Origin of the sequence: Melioribacter sulfuriphilus (genome assembly GCF_051488685.1) — a bacterium.
In the GTDB taxonomy this organism is placed as follows: domain Bacteria; phylum Bacteroidota; class Ignavibacteria; order Ignavibacteriales; family Melioribacteraceae; genus Melioribacter.
The window spans coordinates 287,476-307,661 of sequence record NZ_JBPSEH010000002.1 but is presented as its reverse complement, the minus strand read 5'-3'; the positions used below and the strand labels follow the sequence as shown (position 1 = coordinate 307,661).

10 protein-coding genes are annotated in these 20,186 nt (G+C 37.6%); all 10 read left to right on the top strand.

Annotated features, from left to right (window positions below):
• The first annotated feature begins 67 nt into the window (after nt 1-67).
• From ACSSV9_RS04600 to ACSSV9_RS04555, 10 genes are read left to right on the top strand one after another with little or no spacing between them, the layout of a single operon-like run.
• Nucleotides 68-3,016, top strand: coding sequence for a LamG-like jellyroll fold domain-containing protein (locus ACSSV9_RS04600; protein ID WP_437346055.1), 2,949 nt, complete (start codon nt 68-70; stop codon nt 3,014-3,016).
• Between the two features lie 11 nt (nt 3,017-3,027).
• The gene (locus ACSSV9_RS04595) at nt 3,028-5,547 is read left to right on the top strand and encodes a T9SS type A sorting domain-containing protein (protein WP_437346054.1); all 2,520 of its coding nucleotides are present in this window, start codon (nt 3,028-3,030) and stop codon (nt 5,545-5,547) included.
• Between the two features lie 4 nt (nt 5,548-5,551).
• The gene (locus tag ACSSV9_RS04590) at nt 5,552-7,156 is read left to right on the top strand and encodes a glycoside hydrolase family 43 protein (RefSeq protein WP_437346053.1); all 1,605 of its coding nucleotides are present in this window, start codon (nt 5,552-5,554) and stop codon (nt 7,154-7,156) included.
• A gap of 29 nt (nt 7,157-7,185) precedes the next feature.
• Nucleotides 7,186-10,434, top strand: a complete 3,249-nt coding sequence (locus ACSSV9_RS04585) for a TonB-dependent receptor (protein WP_437346052.1) — start codon at nt 7,186-7,188, stop codon at nt 10,432-10,434.
• Between the two features lie 25 nt (nt 10,435-10,459).
• Complete coding sequence (locus ACSSV9_RS04580; RefSeq protein WP_437346051.1) at nt 10,460-12,604, top strand: hypothetical protein; 2,145 nt, start codon at nt 10,460-10,462, stop codon at nt 12,602-12,604.
• Nucleotides 12,605-12,618: 14 nt separating this feature from the next.
• Nucleotides 12,619-13,632: a PorV/PorQ family protein gene (locus ACSSV9_RS04575; RefSeq protein ID WP_437346050.1), complete on the top strand. Its 1,014-nt coding sequence runs from the start codon at nt 12,619-12,621 to the stop codon at nt 13,630-13,632.
• An 11-nt stretch (nt 13,633-13,643) separates the two neighbouring features.
• Nucleotides 13,644-15,587, top strand: coding sequence for a glycoside hydrolase family 88 protein (locus ACSSV9_RS04570; protein WP_437346049.1), 1,944 nt, complete (start codon nt 13,644-13,646; stop codon nt 15,585-15,587).
• Between the two features lie 9 nt (nt 15,588-15,596).
• Nucleotides 15,597-17,273 carry a glycoside hydrolase family 28 protein gene (locus tag ACSSV9_RS04565; RefSeq protein ID WP_437346048.1) on the top strand — a complete coding sequence of 559 codons (1,677 nt, stop codon included), beginning with the start codon at nt 15,597-15,599 and terminating at the stop codon, nt 17,271-17,273.
• A gap of 41 nt (nt 17,274-17,314) precedes the next feature.
• The gene (locus tag ACSSV9_RS04560) at nt 17,315-18,934 is read left to right on the top strand and encodes a pectate lyase (protein ID WP_437346047.1); all 1,620 of its coding nucleotides are present in this window, start codon (nt 17,315-17,317) and stop codon (nt 18,932-18,934) included.
• A 2-nt stretch (nt 18,935-18,936) separates the two neighbouring features.
• The gene (locus ACSSV9_RS04555; RefSeq protein ID WP_437346046.1) at nt 18,937-20,157 is read left to right on the top strand and encodes a pectinesterase family protein; all 1,221 of its coding nucleotides are present in this window, start codon (nt 18,937-18,939) and stop codon (nt 20,155-20,157) included.
• Nucleotides 20,158-20,186 lie beyond the last annotated feature (29 nt).

Genomic DNA, 20,186 nt, shown 5'->3' with positions numbered 1-20,186 from the left:
TTAAAAAGGCATCCTGTTTCATGATATAGTTTTCAGGATGCCTTTATTCTGAAAGTTCGGATAATCGATGAAAAATTTAATTAGTTACACTTTCTTGTTGCTTAGTATTAATGCAACAATAATTTTTTCACAACAAGTTGCTTTCCCCGGCGCTGAAGGATGGGGTAAATATACTGTTGGCGGCAGAAGCGGGCGTGTCTACGAAGTTACTAATCTTAACGACAGTGGACCTGGCAGTTTGAGATATGCCGTTGAAGCTGCGGGACCAAGAACCGTAGTTTTTAGAGTTTCTGGGACAATTCATCTCAAGTCCCAGCTCGTAATAAAAAATCCTTATATAACAATTGCAGGCCAAACAGCTCCAGGCGACGGAATTTGCGTGGCTGGTTACCCGTTTATAATTGAAGCAGACGAAGTTATAATTCGATATTTACGTTTTCGCTTGGGCAACAAGACAAACTTAGGTTCCAACGGCGATGCAATGAGCTGTCGCTTTCAAAAAAATATAATTATTGATCACTGCTCGCTTAGCTGGAGTATCGACGAAACTATGTCGCTCTACTGGTGTGAAAATTTGACTGTACAGTGGTGTGTTATCAGCGAAAGTTTGTATTCTTCAACACATGAAAAAGATGAGCACGGATATGGAGCTATCTGGGGAGGAAAAAATTCAACATATCATCACAATCTCTTTGCGCACCATTCAAGCAGAAATCCCCGCTTTGCATCCGGTAGCGGAAATACAGACTTCAGAAATAATGTGATTTATAATTGGGGATTCAACAGTATTTATGGCGGCGAACTTCATGATCCTGACTATAAGGAAAGTCCAGCTACCCAAATTAATTTAGTTGCTAATTACTTTAAACCTGGACCAGCAACAAAAGACGGCGTAAAAAAACGAATAGTAGCACCAAGCAGCCGCAACGGCCTACTCGATTACGGTAAATGGTATATCGCTGAAAATTTTGTTGAAGGAAGTCCCGAAACCACACAGGACAACTGGCAATATGGAGTTCAAGAAATTAATTCTCAATATAAAGATTCAATTAAATCAAATACTCCTTTTGAATATATCCCGATCAATCAGCAGACTGCCGTAGAGGCTTATTTAAGGGTTCTGGATAGTGCCGGAGCAATTTTACCGCGTCGAGATGCTATCGACAAAAGAATTATCGACGAAGTACGGAACGGTTATGCAAATTATGAAGGCAAAACATACCGGTATAATCAAAAATTTACTGACGATCATCCTGTCACTGGAATTATCGATTCTCAGGATGAAGTAGGTGGATGGATTGAATTGAAACAGGGACCTGTAAAGCCTGATTCCGACCATGACGGGATGCCCGACTACTGGGAAATTAACAATGGTCTTAACCCAACGGATGCTTCTGATGGAAGTCAATTTGCACTTAACGGTTATACCAATCTCGAAAACTATCTAAATTCAATTACAGCTTTTCCAGATTTTATCCCAGCTCCTTCTAACCTGAAAGGGGAATTAATCGACTTTTCTAAAGTTAAATTGAGCTGGCAGGACAATGCCGAAAATGAAAACGGCTATAAAATTGAACGCGGCGTTAAATCTGGAGATTCTACTATTGTTTTCGAGTTATTAATTGAATTAGAAAAAAACAGTAATAATTTTATCGACACCACTACTGTAGAACAGACCACTTATTATTATCGTATTTATGCTTTCAACGATTCATTAATTTCAGATTACTCTGATACACTGGTGATTACAACTCTAAGCAATACATCACCTCCCTTAAAAGCAGAAAATCCAATTCCAACTAATAATGAAAGTTTTGTTTCATTAACTACGAAGCTGGAATGGGAAACGGGATTAAACACAGACTACCATGAAGTCTATTTTGGTACTCAAAATCCGCCACCGTTTGTAAAGACAGTTACGGAGAGTTTTTATAATCCAGGTAATCTAAGTTACAATACTAAATACTACTGGCGGATTGACGAAGTTAATTCCAACGGAAAAACAGTGGGCGATACATGGTACTTTATCACAAAAAAAAATTTATCTCCTCAAGTAATCGCTTACTGGAAATTCGACGAGGGTAAGAATTTTACGGTGAACGATTTTATGCAATTTCATATTAACGGTACAGCTTATTTAATTAATGAAAATTCGTGGACCGAAGGTATTAACAATAAGGCGCTTCTATTCGACGGAGTCGATGATTATGTAGAAATTCCTCATCACGGCTCGATCGATTTTTCAAATGAAAGTTTTTCTATTTCCTGCTGGTTTAAAATAACTGACATGAAAGAAACATCGATGTATTTGGTTCATAAGGGTTCATTTGTAAAAGATCCATTAACTAAAAAATCAGGTAAATGGTACGGCCTTGAAATCAAGAATAACGAATTACGATTTTCAATTGATGATGATACAAATAAAACAACTGCAAAGCTGACTAATCTTTCAAATTTTCTTTCAGAGGGATGGAATAATATTATTGGAGTTAGAGACGCACAAAACCGGAAAGTTAGAATATTCTTAAACGGTAATATTGCTGATGAAGTTGATGATTTAACTGGAGATATATCCGAAAGAGAAAATATGTTTTTTGGCAACTGTTCTGATAAAAATTCTTCTTTTTCAGGGGCGCTCGACGAGTTAAAAATATTTAATTATGCGATCGAAAAAGAGGAAGCTGAACAAATTTATCGAGAGTTTATTACTTCTGTTGAGCAGACCGAAAAAATTCCTCATCTTCTTTATTTGAGTCAGAATTATCCCAACCCATTTAATCCCGAAACAATAATAAGATATTCGTTGCCGTATGATGGACACGTAAGGCTAAAAATATTCGACGTTCTTGGAAGAGAAATTGAAACTCTGGTAGATGAATATAAAAAGAAGGGCGAATATACATGTCACGTTGTTTTGAACTCATTGCCGAATAAAAGTTTATCAAATGGAATTTATTATTATCAACTTACATTCGACAATAAATCTATAACAAAAAAAATGCTGGTACTCAAATAACAGGAGCTCACGTGAAAAAAATATTCTCATACTTTTTCTTTTTTGCAATTTTTATTGGAGTGGCATACGGACAGAATAATGCACTCGTAAAATGGAATTTAACTGAAAATCAAGAAGTAACATTAACTGAGGGTAACGTATTGGGTTTACCCGCCACAGGTCATAATATTGAAGTGAAAGATTATACTGGCGTTCTATCGGATAGCTCGACTGGTCCATTGGGAAAATATCAAAGATGGTGGACCGGAAATAACTGGCCTAACGAGTCTTCTGAAAATCCCGAAAGATATATCGAATTTACGGTATTTCCTCTATCGGGTTATAAGTTGACTGTAACCAATGTGTCTTTTTACATGAATGCCGGAGGCACCGGCAAAATGAAAGCAAACGTTTATTACTCCATCGAATCTAATTTTGCAAATCCAATTAAATTAAATGGAGGTGATTTTATTGAAGTTGGCAGGGACACGCCTGATAAATATTCCTTTGATCTTACGGAAACTTTAAGCGACCATCAAAAAATTTATGTTAGAATCTATCCCTGGCTTCCAGACGGTTCGACAAATCCGTACAAATACCTCTTCTTGCAAGAATTTATAATTTCAGGAATCGCATCTGAATCTAACGAGCAATTGCCGATGACAGTTGTAACCAATGAAGCCACAAATATAACTTCATTTACAGCAGTATTAAACGGAAGTGTTATCTACGATAATAACGATGCTATACTGGAAAGAGGTTTTTGTTTGAATCTGAACGGTAATCCCACAATTGAAGATACTAAAATAGTTGTTGGTAATGGTGCGGGAAGTTTTACAACTTTGCTCGATAGTTTGAAGCCAGGCACTAAATATTACTACAGGGCTTTCGCCAGAACTTCTGGTGGAATTTATTACGGAATTGAAATGAATTTTGTGACAAAAAGTGTGCCTTCTAATATAGTCGCATTTCCTGGAGCCGAAGGGTACGGCAGATTTACTTCCGGAGGTCGCGGTGGTGCCGTCTACGAGGTGACAACTCTTGAGGACAACAATGAACCAGGTAGTCTAAGATACGCAGTCAATCAATCGGGTCCTCGTACGGTTGTCTTCCGAGTCTCTGGCACAATTAGACTCAAATCAAAGTTAACAATTAAAAATGATAACATAACAATTGCCGGCCAGACGGCTCCAGGAGATGGCATTTGCATAGCAGATTATCCCGTTACCATAAGTGCCAACAATGTGATAGTAAGATATATCCGATTCCGACTTGGCGATATCTATGGTATCGAGGATGATGCTTTCAACGGTAGAGAAAAGAGTAATATAATTATTGACCATTGTTCAATGTCATGGAGCATTGATGAAGCTGCAAGTTTTTACGATAATGAAAATTTTACAATGCAATGGTGTATCATTAGCGAGTCTTTAAATCAATCGAAGCATGCAAAAGGTCCGCATGGATATGGGGGAATCTGGGGTGGTATGGGTGCCACATTCCACCATAATTTATTGGCTCACCACAAAAGCAGAAATCCTCGTTTTAATGGAAGCCGATACCACCGTCAGCCCGAAAAAGAAATTGTCGATTTTGTGAATAACGTGATTTATAATTGGGGCGAAAACAGCGCTTACGGCGGCGAAGAAGGAAATCAGAATGTACGAATTAATTATTATAAAGCTGGCCCGGCTACAAATTCAGACAAGGTTTACAGAATAGTAAATCCCACTACAGACGGAGGTACAAATACAGGATACGGAAAGTTTTATGTTGCCGATAACTTTGTATTCGGATACCCTGATGTAACTGTCGATAACTGGACTAAGGGTGTTCAGGGAATTACTTCCGAATTAAAATCGCAAATCAAAGCCGCCACTCCATTTCCGATAGCCGAAGTTACAGTTCAATCGGCAGAAGAAGCATTTGAGTTAGTCCTTCAAAATGCGGGTGCCACACTGCCAAAACGCGATCCAATCGATGCCCGTATTGTAGAAGAAACCCGAACTGGCACGGCTACTTATGGCAAATTATATGGAGGCGGTGGTAAAGGAATTATTGATTCTCAAGAAGATGTTGGTGGTTGGCCTGAATTAAAAACTTACAACGTACCGGTTGATTCCGATCACGATGGAATGCCAAACGACTGGGAAATTGCAAATGGTCTGGATCCAAACAATCCTGAAGACAGAAATAACGTGCGTGAAGATGGTTATACATTCCTCGAAATTTATCTTAATGAACTTGCCACAATATCAGACATAAAAAGCGATGATCCTGAATTACCAGCAAATTTTAATTTGAACCAGAATTATCCCAATCCATTTAATCCATCAACTCGTATTGACTTTAGCATTAAAAAAGCGGGATATGTTAAATTATCTGTTTACGATTTGCTCGGCAGAGAAGTGGCAAATCTATATAAAGGAATATTAAATGCCGGCATGCATTCAATTAATTTTGATGCAACCGGCATAGCCAGCGGGGTATATTTTTATCGACTCGATTTTGATGGTAAATCAATCACAAAAAAAATGTTAATTTCAAGATAGTGCTATGATAAAAAAAATATTTTCATTAATTATAATTTTTGTGACATCAGTACATTCACAGCAAAACGGAGCTGTATGGATTCCAGATAATGGAGATGGCACTTATAAAAATCCAATCATACATGCCGATTATTCTGACCCCGATGTTATTCGCGTGGGCGAGGATTATTATATGACATCGTCGAGTTTTTCTCACTTCCCTGGATTACCAATATTACATTCGAAAGATTTAATTAACTGGGAAATTATTGCACATGCAGTGATAAACTATCCAATTGAAGAATTTAATAGACCACAACATGGGAACGGTATCTGGGCGCCGTGCATTAGGTATCACAACAATGAATTTTATATCTATTATGGTGATCCTGATTATGGCATTTTTATGACGAAATCGAAAAATCCCAAAGGACCATGGCAACCGCTTAAATTAATTCGAAAAGCAAAAGGATGGATTGATCCCTCGCCACTATGGGACGACGATGGAAATGCATACCTCGTTCATGCGTGGGCTCGTAGTCGTTCGGGCATTAAACACAAATTGACTCTTCATAAAATGAGTCCCGACGGTGAATCTTTACTTGATGAAGGAGTATTGGTCTTTTGTGATTCTGTCAAACATCCAACGATGGAAGGTCCAAAATTATACAAACGTAACGGTTATTATTATATATTTGCACCAGCAGGAGGTGTTCACGACGGCTGGCAGGTAGTCTTACGTTCGAAAAATATTTATGGTCCGTATGAGGATAAAATTGTGCTCGAACAGGGTTCGACAAATATTAATGGTCCACATCAGGGTGGGTGGGTAGAAACCCCAGAAGGTGAATCGTGGTTCATCCATTTTCAGGATAAAGATGCTTACGGCAGAATTGTCCATTTACAGCCGGTAAAGTGGGAGAACGATTGGCCTTTGATGGGTATTGATTACGACGGCAATGGTATCGGCGAGCCGGTATTGAATTACAGAAAACCGAAAGTCGCTTTTAAGACTGAAATAAAAGTGCCTCAAACAGACGACGAATTTAATTCTGATTATCCCGGTCTGCAATGGCAATGGCAGGCTAATTTCGATTCCTCATGGACGAGTAGAAAAGTAAGGAACGGCTGGCTCCGGTTTTACTCCCAAAATGTCATCGATTCAATTAAGAATCTATGGAATGTGCCTCAATTGCTAATGCAAAAGTTTCCTTCGAGTAAATTCAAAGCAACTACAAAACTCGAGTTCTATCCGCAATCAGAAAATGAATTCGCTGGTTTGATTGTCTTTGGACTCGATTATTCATATATCGGCATCAAAAAGAATAATGAAGGGTATTTAATATATCAGGCAATTAATAAAAACGCAGATAGTGGAAACGCTGAAATAATCATCCACAAAGAAAAGGTTCTTGAAAATCTGGTATATTTTAGAGTAATAGTTGACGAAGTAGGTTGGTGCAGTTTCAATTACAGTGTTGATGGAATTAATTTTAAAAATATTGGCAATAAATTTAAAGCGCGTGAAGGGAAATGGGTCGGTGCCAAAGTTGGTATTTTTTCTTTAAGCTGGAAGAAAAATATTAATAACGGTTATACAGATTTTGATTGGTTCAGATTAGAACCGTAATTTTTTACAATAAAAGGTGGGAGTTATTTATGAGAGACAAACTCAAAATATTTATTGTAATGTTACTGACTTTAATTGCTCTATCGACGTTTACAAGTGCACAGACGAAGAGTCGTATTGTCGGTAGAGTAATCGACGAGCAAACAGGAGAACCGTTGTTCGGTGCAAATGTGGTAATAAGGAATACTTATCTTGGAGCGGCGACGGATATCGATGGCAAGTTCTTTATTGTTAACGTTCCGGTTGGAACTTATGATATCCAGATTTCAATGATAGGTTATGGTACTCAGATTGTTGAAAATGTTGTTGTCTCAGCCGATCGCGTAACGAATCTCGAAATTGCATTAAAGCCTTCTGTAATCGAAGGTCAGGAAATTATCATAACTGCTAAAAGAGACGAGCTCCATAAAGAAGTATCGAATACACAGTTAGTAGTTTCTTCTGGTCAATTGCAGGAAGCTTCAGGTGTCCGTGAAATTAATGCATTCCTTTCAAAATTGCCGGGCGTATCGACGGAAAACGGATTTCTAACAATAAGAGGAGGCAGTGCCGATCAAACGGGTGCTATGGTTAATGGTCTGTCCTACGTCAATTCTGCAGTGGGAAATGCCGAAACTTCAATTCCAATGAGCGCCGTCGAACAGGTTTCGTTGCTCTCGGGTGGATATAACGCCGAGTATGGTAATTTCCGTTCTGGTTTGATTAATATTACAACAAAAAGTGGTTCTAAAGATAGCTATCATGGAACATTTTCTTTTACAGCAAATCAACCGCACCTGAAAAGATTTGGTCCTTCATTCTACGATCCACATAACGATGCATTGAGAGCATACCTTGACCCATCTGTAGCATTTATCGGTACAGATGCTGCATGGGCAGACGATCCTTATATGCGAGAACAAAATCCTAAATTTACTGGCTGGATTTCACAAGCAGAAAACTACAATAAGGGAAAGGATCCCGATAAACAGGTAACCCCATATCAACTATATCTTTTTGCTACATGGATGCATATGTCTGAGCCTGACTATGAAGGTTTGCGTAATTTACCTGATGAATTAAAACAACAAATTGGTTATTATGAATTACCCGAAGAACAAAAAAGACTTTTCGCTTCGCATAGAATGAAAGAAGAAGGAAGAGACTGGAATTTTGATGGTGGATTCGGCGGACCTTTACCTCTCATTGGCAAATTTTTGGGTGACGCAACTTTTTATATATCAAATAACTCGAGCGAACGGTTTTATGTTATGCCATTGACTTTGAGAAGTCAGAAATCGTATACAACACTTGCAACAATAAAATCTACTCCTTCAAAAGGAGTGACTCTCTCTTATAATGGATTGTGGAAACGTCAGATCGGACTTAGTCCTGTCAGACCACCGTGGGGAGACGCTCCAAATGCAGGCAACGCAGGCGGATTTATGCCAATTAATAACATCAGATACGTTGCTAATAATCCAGAATACTGGTATGACCAATCTTTATATCCAATATTGAATCAAACAATTTTAATGAATGGCATTACTATAAATAAAGTTGTTAGCAATAGCACCTACTGGGAATTTACAGCCGGATATCTTTATATAAAAAATTATTCACCGACAGGTGATAACCGAGATACTTCGATTGTTACCAATTTCGGACCAATATATGTGGACGAGTCACCATATGGCAAGTGGCAATTTGCAAGCCAGCACAAAGTAGGTAGTTTTACTTTTCCGAGTTATGACGGACCTCCCGGAATTCCCCGCCGTTTTGCCCGTAAAGAGGGAGATTTGTATGATAGGACTAAAGTACGACAGTTGCAATTGAAGTTTGACATTGCATCTCAAATAAATGAACATAACTTTTTAAAAGCAGGATTGGAATATAATTATATCGACATTAAACATAACTTCTGGGAAAAGTGGAATCAAAACGCATACAACACTTACGAGTTTAATTATCATCGCTGGCCAAGTCAAACCGCTGCCTATATACAGGATCAAATTTCGTACGAAGGTTTAGTAGCCAATTTAGGTGTACGATTCGACTATTATTACGGAGGCGGTGGAAAATGGCCTTCGGGCGATCCATTTGCCGAAGAAGTATTCAGACCTCAAAAAGTTGATACTAGTTTGTTTGCTTTACTCGAAGAAGGTAGATCTTATATCTGGGAAATATGGGAACAATATGACAAAGAACATCCCGGATTTTTACAGCCGATTAAAAATTTCTTTACAATAAGTCCACGCATCGGTGTGTCTTTCCCTGTTACTACTAATTCCAAATTCTATTTTAACTATGGACACTTCCGTTCGAATCCACCGTATTACACGATGTATTTGTACCGTTACCGATACGACAAAAATGGATTGTATGATATGTCGAATCCAAACCTGGAGCCGCCCAGAACTATTTCTTATGAATTGGGACTTGCCTATAATTTCATGGAAGGTTACCTGATGCAACTATCCGGGTATTATAAAGACATAACTGGACAGGCTGGCGAGGTACAATATCAAACTTCAACGGGTACGTTAAATTACGAAGGACTTGCTAACAATGAATACGAAGATATTCAAGGATTCGAAGTTACATTGAGTAAAAATGATCAATCCTGGCTGAATTTCTGGATCAATTTTAACTACATGTTGAGTAAGTCGGGATTAACTGGCAAACAAATAATTTCTGACGTTACGATAAACAACGACCAGGAAGGACTTTATCAGGGAAACGAATCGAGAGCTCTGCCACGTCCCAAAATAAATGCGAATGTGACATTTCGTTCGCCGATGGATTGGGGACCAGAAATTCTCGGTGCAAAAATTTTCGGGGGATGGAGTATGACTATTTTCGGTGAATGGTATGCTGGTTCTTACTTCACATATAATCCACTTGGAAAACTTCACGTAAGCAATAATATGCAATGGCCGGATTATTACATGGTCGATTTGAAACTTAATAAAGCTGTCGATCTGGGTCATCTTAAATTAAATTTCTACGTTGATATAAGTAACTTGTTTAATTTCAAGGTCAGTTTAATGCGTTATGAATATGCATTTCAAGACGACAATGACTTGAATAAATATCTGGCTTCGCTTCATTTACCAATGTACGACTCGCCTGAGTTCGATCAGTTGAGAGAAAATCAACCGGGATATTATATCCCCGGCAACGATAAAGTAGGCGACTTACGCTCCGATGAAAAGCCATACATTAACGATCCAAATTATTCTTTCTGGCTATTTGGAGAACCCAGGGATATCTGGGTTGGCGTAAGAATCGATTTTTAATGAGAACAAAACGGAGATTTTATATATGAACGGGAAAAAATTATTAACGGTATTTACTTTTCTCCTGCTGGCTATGCAAACACTATATGCTCAATTGCCGCCGGAAAAAGAAGTGGCATTGATGAAAATGGGAAGGGTCTGGATCGGAATTACAGCAAATGCAGATAAAGGTAATTTTGATTACCGTGCTGGCTTCTTCCCGAATGATTATAACGTTATCGGATTTAGAGGCCAATACAACGAACTTAATACAGGTTCAGGTTTTCAAATTGGTACAACTTCAGAATGGCCCAATCCATATACAGGTTTAATCGATACATTGCCAATATACGGTCCTACTACAAACGAACTGCCGATTGGCAAAGTAACCAGGCCAATGACTAATTATATCCGTTATAAATATCCTGTGCAGGAGGTAAATTTCCAGACGGTCGACCTTGAGAATTTCGGTGTGTATGATCCCTCGAAATTTACAGACGGCACGTACGACCAGATAGTCGAAGTTTCGAATGAGTATGTCTATGGAATAGAAATGCACAGAAAAATTCTGGCATGGAGTCAGAATTATAACGATAACTATATAATATTCGAAGTTACTTTTGAAAATAAATCGAATTTTACATTCGATTCACTTTATATCAAAATGGAAGGAAATGGAGCAAATAGCTATTATTCAAAAGGAATCACACCTACAGTTCCTTCTAACGAGAGACCAAACCTAACGAGGGTGTGGAATCATTATTACGGAGGAAGGATTGGTGACACCGCCCGAGTTTTTTATCAATACAGTGCAGACGACCCCGACAAGCCCGGCGATGATATGGGAGCTCCTATAGTTACTCAGGATGGAAGATTACTTTTCAGCGATATTTATTTCTATTCAATCTTACATGCTTCAAAGCAACCATTCACAAATCCTGCCGATGACGTAGATGATTTTTTGCAACCAAGGATTACTTATGCAGCTACTGCTACAAGAATTCCTTATAATGTCGAAAACGATATTTATGGCAGTAAGAACTTTTGGGCTTTAGCGGGAGGATTTTCGGATTATTTTCCAATGACTGGAAATGTATGGCCTGAAACACATCATGGCGGCAACTCCGACGAACTAAATACTTATGATTATTCCGACTATCCAGGAGGAACCAAACAAGGTGCCAATCCAATGATGGTGAGCGTTTTTGGACCTTATGTAAAATTCGAACCTGGTCAAAAAATTAGAATTGTTTATGCATCAGGTATTGCAGGACTTTCATACCAAAAAGCAATTGAAGTTGGCAAAAAGTGGTTGAACAAAACACTCGAGAACCCACCTAACATGCCCGATCCAGAAAAAGGCTGGCTGCCGAAAGAATTTGCCTTCCCGTTAGATGCTACTGAAATGGATAAAATTAAAGACCGCTGGATAAGTAGTGGCATCGATTCAGTCATGTTAACAGCATACCGGGCAAAATGGAATTTCGAACATAATTATAAAATACCTCAAGCACCGCCACCACCATCCGAATTAACTGTAACAGGTTACGGTGATGGCGTTGAAATTAAATGGTCGTGCCCTGATGCTGAGGCTATGCCGAATTTTGCAGGCTATCGAATTATGCGTAGAGTTTCGAATCAGGATACTGTATTCTATGAAACCATATATGATTCCGACGCAAACGACCGTGCACTGGAACACGTTTACAAAGATCAAAGCGTCCTCTACGGTGCCCAATATTATTACTACGTTCAATCGAAAGCCAGAATAGATAAAAATGATCCAAATGCCGATCCGACTACACGCGGTAAAATGCTCTACAGTTCACGAGTTCTTGTGCCGAATATCTTTTGGGTAAATCCGCCTCGCCCATCTTCAGATGATTTATCGAAAGTTAGAATAGTACCAAATCCATATAATATTAACGATCCTCTCTTGAAAACTTATGGATTTACAGACCAGCGTGGAATTATATTCTTTAATTTGCCAGGAACATGCACCATTAAAATATTCACAGAACACGGAGATCTGGTTCAAACAATAGTTCACGACGACCCGGCACGTTCAGGTTCGGTTACATGGGATATGCTGACTTCAAGTCAACAGGTAATTAGCAGCGGTGTGTATATTGCCGTTATTGAAAAACCGAATGGAGAACTGGCCTACCACAAATTTGTTGTAGTAAGATAAGGAGAGCATGAATAATGAAATCAAATAAAATTATATCGACTCTACTTTTTTCTCTTCTATTCGGCATAAATTCATTTGCTCAGGTCGGTTTGAATAAACTTGCACAGAGTACTATGAATTTTATGCTTGTAAGTGTTTCTCCAAAAGCCAGTGCGATGGGCGAAGCCTTTTATGCTGTTGGCAACTCTGCAGAAGCAATCTTTTATAATCCAGCCGGAATTGCTAATACGAGTAATAATCTCGACGTTAGTTTGAATTTTACTCAGTGGATAGCTGATATTAATTATCTCGCAGGTGCTGCTATCTATAATTTGGATAACTACGGCACGCTCGGTTTCCATGTTATGACGGTTGATTATGGTGAAATTATCGGCACAACTTTAATTGACCCTTCACAGCAAAGTCAATATCCAGATGGGTATATCGAGACAGGTCCACTTTCAAATGTAGGCGCATACTCATTTGGTCTTACTTATGCAAAGAAAATAAGTCCTCAGTTTTCAATCGGTGGAAATATCCGTATTGCCGGTCAAAATTTGGGCGAGAATCAATTCTTTGATGGAACCAGCAGAAAAAATAATGCAACCAAACTGGTCTTCGACGCAGGAGTGCTCTATAATACTGGATTTAAAGATTTCAGGTTCGGAATGACAATAAGGAATTTTTCGTCTCAAATTAAAAGGGAAGAAATTGATGAACAGATGCCCATTTTATTTGCATTGGGAACTGCAATTGATCTCTGGAAATTTATCGATGAATCTAACGATAATCAGCAATTGACCCTTGCTGCAGATTTTATGCATTATAATAACTATTCCGAACGAGTTAATGTGGGCATCGATTATACATTTATGAATATGATATCATTGCGAGCCGGTTATCAATCAAATCGCGATATTTCTTCGTGGTCTGCTGGTGTGGGACTTCAAACTGAATTTGCCGGCAATAAAATTGAAGTCAATTATTCTTATTCTTATATAAAGATTTTCGATAATGTTAATCGATTATCTGTGAATTTTGCATTATAAGAGGAGACAATATGTTTAAGAAAATGATTCAAGTGATCTTTGGAATATTATTTATTACCGGTTTAATTAACTGCCAGAGCAATGAAAAATTTACTCATAATTTATGGTCGGTTAAATTTGCCGAATCATTTCTGGCAAGACACCCCGGCGCTGTTACATACGACGAGTATATGACGAAGAACGACTGGAATTATGAACAGGGATTAATGCTGGAAGCCTTGCGGAAAATGTACTTTTACACAGGCGATAAAAAATATTATCAGTTTATTAAAGACAATCTCGATCAATATATAAACGACGAGGGAAGTATAAGAACTTATAAACTCTCGGCCTATAATATTGATAATATTAAACCTGCAGGGGCAGTCCTTTTTCTTTATCAGGTTACCGGCGAAAAAAAATATAAAATCGCTCTTGATTCTCTCTACAAGCAACTAATTAATATGCCCCGTACTAATAGCGGAGGATTCTGGCATAAGAAAATCTATCCTTATCAGATGTGGCTCGATGGTATTTATATGGGACAACCGTTTTATGCGGAATATTCAAAAGTCTTTAATATTCCTAAAAACTTTGACGATATTGCGCATCAGATTAAACTTATTTACGAAAAGACACTTGATAAGAAAACTGGATTGCTCTACCATGCATGGGATGAAAGCCGTAAACAAAAGTGGGCTAATCCAGAAACGGGACAATCACCACATTTCTGGGGACGCGCAATTGGCTGGTATATGATGGCACTTGTGGATGTCCTCGACTTTCTTCCAGTGAATCATCCAGATAGACAATCTATCATCGATATACTAAATCATGAAACCGATGCACTCCTGAAAGTGCGCGATGATTCGACATACGTATGGTATCAGGTACTCGACATGCCAGGAAGGAAAGGCAATTACCTTGAAGCTTCTGCTTCGTGTATGTTTGTCTATGCAATAGCAAAAGGTGTAAATAATGGATATCTACCTGAAAAATATTTGAAAGATGCACAAGAGTCATTCGATGGTATCCTTAAACAATTTGTTAAACTCGATGACGACGATTATTATAATCTTTATGGAACATGTCGTGGCGCTGGCCTTGGTGGAAATCCCTATCGAGATGGTAGCTATGAATACTATATTAGCGAACCGACCAGAACCAATGACTTCAAAGGATACGGTCCATTAATTATGGCTGCAATGGAACTCGAAAAAGCCGAAGCTTTGAAAAAAAATAAAGCCAGAATTACACTCGATAATTATTTCAATAACGAGTTCAGAAAGAATAAACTAACAGGTCAATTGGAACCTTTTCATTATCTCTGGGAAGATACAACAGATTCTGGTTATTATGAATTTGGACAGTTGTTCAAAAAATATGGTTCTAATATCACTGAATTGAAAGAAGCGCCCACTAAAGAAAACTTAGAAAATACGGATGTATATATAATTGTGGATCCGGATACTGAAAAGGAAACTGAAAAACCGAACTTCATCACATTGAATCAAGCAGAAAATATTTATAAGTGGGTCGAAGATGGCGGTATCCTTTTACTGCTGGCAAATGATAAGGGCAATTGCGATTTCGAACATCTCAATATGCTCGCAAATAAATTCGGCTTTTCTTTTAATGAAGTGAGCCTTAACAGAGTAGAAGGCAAAAAGTATGACATGGGTGCATTTGTAAATTTGCCGTTTAATCCAATCTTTGCTGGAGTAGATAAAATATATATGAAAGAAATTTCCACAATTACAAACCAGGATCCATGCGAATCATTATTGAAAAAAGAAGAACAGGCTGTAATTATTTTTAAAAAAGTTGGCAATGGTTACCTTTTTGCGGTAGGTGACCCCTGGATTTATAATGAATATATCGACAATCGAAGATTGCCTGAAGATTTTAAGAATTATCAAGCAGCAGAAAACTGGGTAAAGTGGATTCTTCAACTAAAGTATGTATCAAAAAACTAAGTGAGCAGCATGATTAAGAAAACTATCTATTTCTTCATTTTGAATATTTTTTTAACTCAATTGTTTGCCCAGAACGATATCGTTGAGGAGATAAAAAAATATTACGTTGACCTACCTTTCGAAATGCCGTTGATTGCACCTCCGGCATTTCCGGATAACAAGCTTAACATAGTTGACTTCGGGGCTATTGGCGATGGTTTGACGAAAAATACACAGGCTATCAATAAAGCAATCTCTACGTGTTCGGAAAAAGGTGGCGGTACAGTTATCGTCCCTGCCGGAATTTGGCTAACAGGTCCAATCGAAATGAAAAGCAATGTAAATTTGTATTTAGAAAAAGGCGCATTAATTCAATTCACTAAAAATTTCGACGACTATCCTCTGGTGCAAACAACCTACGAGGGGGCAGAACAATATAGATGTCAGTCGCCAATAAGCGGAATAGACCTTGAAAATATCGCAATTACAGGTTTCGGTGTTATTGATGGTGGTGGTGATGCATGGCGATATGTAAAAAAGTCGAAGTTGACTTCGGAGCAGTGGAAAGAGCTTGTAGCTTCTGGTGGTGTAGTTGATAATAAAAATCAATGGTGGCCTTCTGTTCAAGCGATGAACGGTCAGCGCGTATTAGACAGTCTAATGAAGGCAAATGGAAAATTAACAAAAGAAGATTATCAAAAAGTACGCGACTATCTGCGACCGGTTATGGTTAACTTTGTTAAATGTAAAAATATCTTACTCGAGGGAGTTACTTTTCAAAATTCGCCCGCATGGAACATTCATCCTCTGATGAGTGAAAATATAATACTGAAAAATGTTACAGTTCGGAATCCATGGTATTCTCAAAACGGCGACGGTATCGACGTAGAGTCATCAAAGAATGTTATCATTTACGATTCTAAATTCGACGTTGGAGACGACGCTATATGTATGAAATCAGGAAAAGATGAATTCGGAAGAAAGCGGGGCATCCCGACTGAGAATGTAATTGTTGCAGACTGCATTGTCTATCACGGCCATGGTGGTTTTACTATTGGCAGTGAAATGTCGGGTGGTGTAAAAAATATTAAAGTTACCAATTGTAATTTTATCGGTACAGATATCGGTCTTAGATTCAAAAGCACACGTGGAAGAGGTGGTATTGTTGAAAATATTTATATCGATCATATCTATATGAAAGATATTCCCACTGAAGCCCTCAGTTTCAATATGTATTACGGTGGACAGGCACCAACCGAAGATATCCCTCTATCGGAAAAATTGAAAAATAGAAAAACATTGAAAGTAGACGAAACTACACCGCAGTTTAGAAATATTTTTCTGAACGATATCTATTGCATCGGGGCAGAAGATGCAGTTATTATTCAAGGATTACCCGAAATGAAAATTAAAAATATTGTACTGAATAATGTTTTTATGAAAGCAGATAGAGGTGTTTCGATATTCGACGCCGATGGTGTCCAACTGAAAAATACAAAGATAATTTCAGGCGAACCTGTAATTAAAATATTCCAGAGCAAAAATATATCGATTGATAATTTCGATACCAATTTTGATCTTGATAATATCATCAGACTGGAAGGTAATGAAACCGGAAGTATATTACTTAAAGGAAAAAATGCTGACTTATTGTTGAAAAAATCGGTGTGCGAAGGTACTTCGAAAAATATAATCGACGTAAAATAAATCATGCGGGGCAGGGAATTGCCCCGCATTCACTCTTTTATATGAATAAACGATCACTACTTTTAATCCGTCTATTAATTGCTTCCATTATAATTATCTGCCTGAACGAAGAATCTCAGCCACAATCCCGTGTTGATGAAATTTCTTATATCAAAAAAATTATCCGCAAATCGTGTGAATATATGGACGAAAAGGTGTCGACCGAAGGTGGATATGTCTGGTATTATAAAAAGGACTTCTCCAGAAGATGGGGAGAACTTGAAGCATATCCTTCGATGATCTGGATTCAGGGCAATGGAACAGTTGCAATGGGACATCTATTTCTCGATCTTTACGAGACACTGAAGGATAGTTTTTATCTTAATTTGTCTAAGAAAACGGCTTTAGCTCTAATGAAAGCGCAGCTTGACTGTGGAGGGTGGAATTATCTATCTGACTTAAACGGCGATGAATCGTTGATAAAATGGTATGAAACAATCGGTAAAAACGCCTGGCGATTAGAAGAATTTAATCACTATTTTGGTAATGCTACCTTTGATGATAATTCCACTGCAGGCGCTGCAGAATATTTATTGCGGTACTATTTGATAAGTGGCGATACTTCAATAGAAAAAAGTCTCAACAAAGCAATCGACTTTATTTTAAAGAGTCAGTATGATAACGGTGCATGGCCACAGCGTTATCCAATAATAGATTCTACACACTACTCGGCATTTTATACATACAACGATTATGTTATCTGGAACAACCTCAAGTTCTTGATTTTATGTTACGCTTCGTTGAAATATGAATCCCTTTTCAAAGCAATTGAAAAGGCTATGAATTTTTATATTTTATCTCAATACAAAAAACCTCAAGCTGGATGGGCACAACAATATAACTTCAATCTGGAGCCAGCACCCGCACGTACCTACGAACTTGCAGCGCTTGATCCTCAGTATACAGCTCATCATATAGAAATGTTAATTAAGTTTTATGAAATGACCTGCGACGAAAAATATTTAAAAATAATCCCAGATGCCTTAGCATGGATTGAGACAGTTAAATTTAACGATAATGAAATTAACTGCCGTGTGCCAAAATTTGTTGAGCTTAACACGAATAAACCACTCTTCATTCATCGGTCAGGAAGCAATTCAAGAAGCGGGAAATATTATGTCGATTACGACAGTAATTTAACAGTGATTCATTATCCCTGTATTTCCAAAATTAATTTAAAAAGAATAAAAGACTTATTTCATAATGCTAAATGTAATCAATACGAGTACATGAAATTGTTATTCCCATTTCAAGTTATGAATAAAACAGGTATTGAAATTTATTATCTGCTCTCAGACTACTTAAAAATCGGTCATGACAGAACTAATAGAAAAAGAGGGGAGAATGAAGATAAAATTAACACGAACATAATTGATGGTATAATATCAAGTGTCGATACAAATTATTACTGGTACACTAAAAATGCTTATATATCGAACGAATTTATTGATATTCCATCTGAGATTGAGAATACTAATAATGCTTATGCGGTATCATATGTCGGTGATAAATACGATACGTCGCCATTCCCAAATATTAGTGATGAGAAATTTATTTCTACTGCACATTTTATTCGAAATATCAGAACACTTTTGGATTATATTAAAAAAATGGGAAATTGATTATGAAGAAATATTTATTCCCTTTAATATTCCTGTTAATTCAATTTATATACGGCCAGGAAAAATACGATATAGTCGTTGCAGCAGATGGTACTGGCGATTGCAAAACATTAACAGAAGCAATTAACAAATTGCCAATGTTCACTTACAGACGCGTTACAATTTTTATCAAGAAAGGTATATATAACGAAAGAATAAGAATTGAAAGAGATTATATTACACTTATTGGTGAAGACAGGGACGAAACAAAAATTGTATATAACATACCAAGAGAAGAATGGAATAAAAGCCCCGATAATATTGGGCCAGGTGTAATTAATATTTATGCAGACGATATTGTATTAAAAAACTTAACTATCGAAAACACTCAACCTGAAATTGGTCCACATGCATTTGCTGTTTACGGTTTTGGTACAAGGACTATAATTTACAATTGCAATCTTATCAGTAAAGGAGCCGACACCGTTTCTTTGTGGAACTACAAAAACGGTATGTATTATCATGCCAGATGTAATTTTCAGGGTGCAGTCGACTTTGTTTGTCCTCGTGGCTGGTGTTTTATTAGAGATTCAAAATTTTATGAAGTTAAAAACACTGCAGCTCTATGGCACGCAGGCGCTTACAACAAAAATCAAAAATTCGTGATTAAAAATTCGTATTTCGACGGTGTTGAAGGATTTCAGCTGGCACGACATCACTACGAAGCGCAATTTTTTTTCCTTGATTGCGTGTTTTCGAAAAATCTTTCCGATACGCCTATTTATCGCGTTACTTACAAGGATACAACGCGCAATCGCACGCTCAATTGGGGAAAAAGATACTATTTCGATGGCTGTATGAAAGAAGGGGGGAATTTCGAATGGATGAAGGATAATCTTACTCAGACAGGATATTACAAAGAAGAAATTACGCCAGCCTGGACTTTCGACTTTAAATGGGATCCAGAATCAACCGAGGGACCATCGATTATTGAAAAGAAAATTGAAGGGAATTTTTTGTTAATTAGTTTTGACGAACCAGTTACTGTAAATGGTACCCCAGAACTGATAAGTTCAAACGGTACAAAATTTATTTACGTCTCCGGAAATGAAAACTCGACTGTAAGGTTGCGATCCACTAAGCCATTAAAAGATGAAGATGTTAAGGGCTTGATAATAATCAATGACGGCAAAATCTTTAGCAGTATTGCCTCCATCTGGCAAAGAAATGTTCGGTTGGATTAAAGTCGCTTCCAGGTTTGATTAAAATAAAA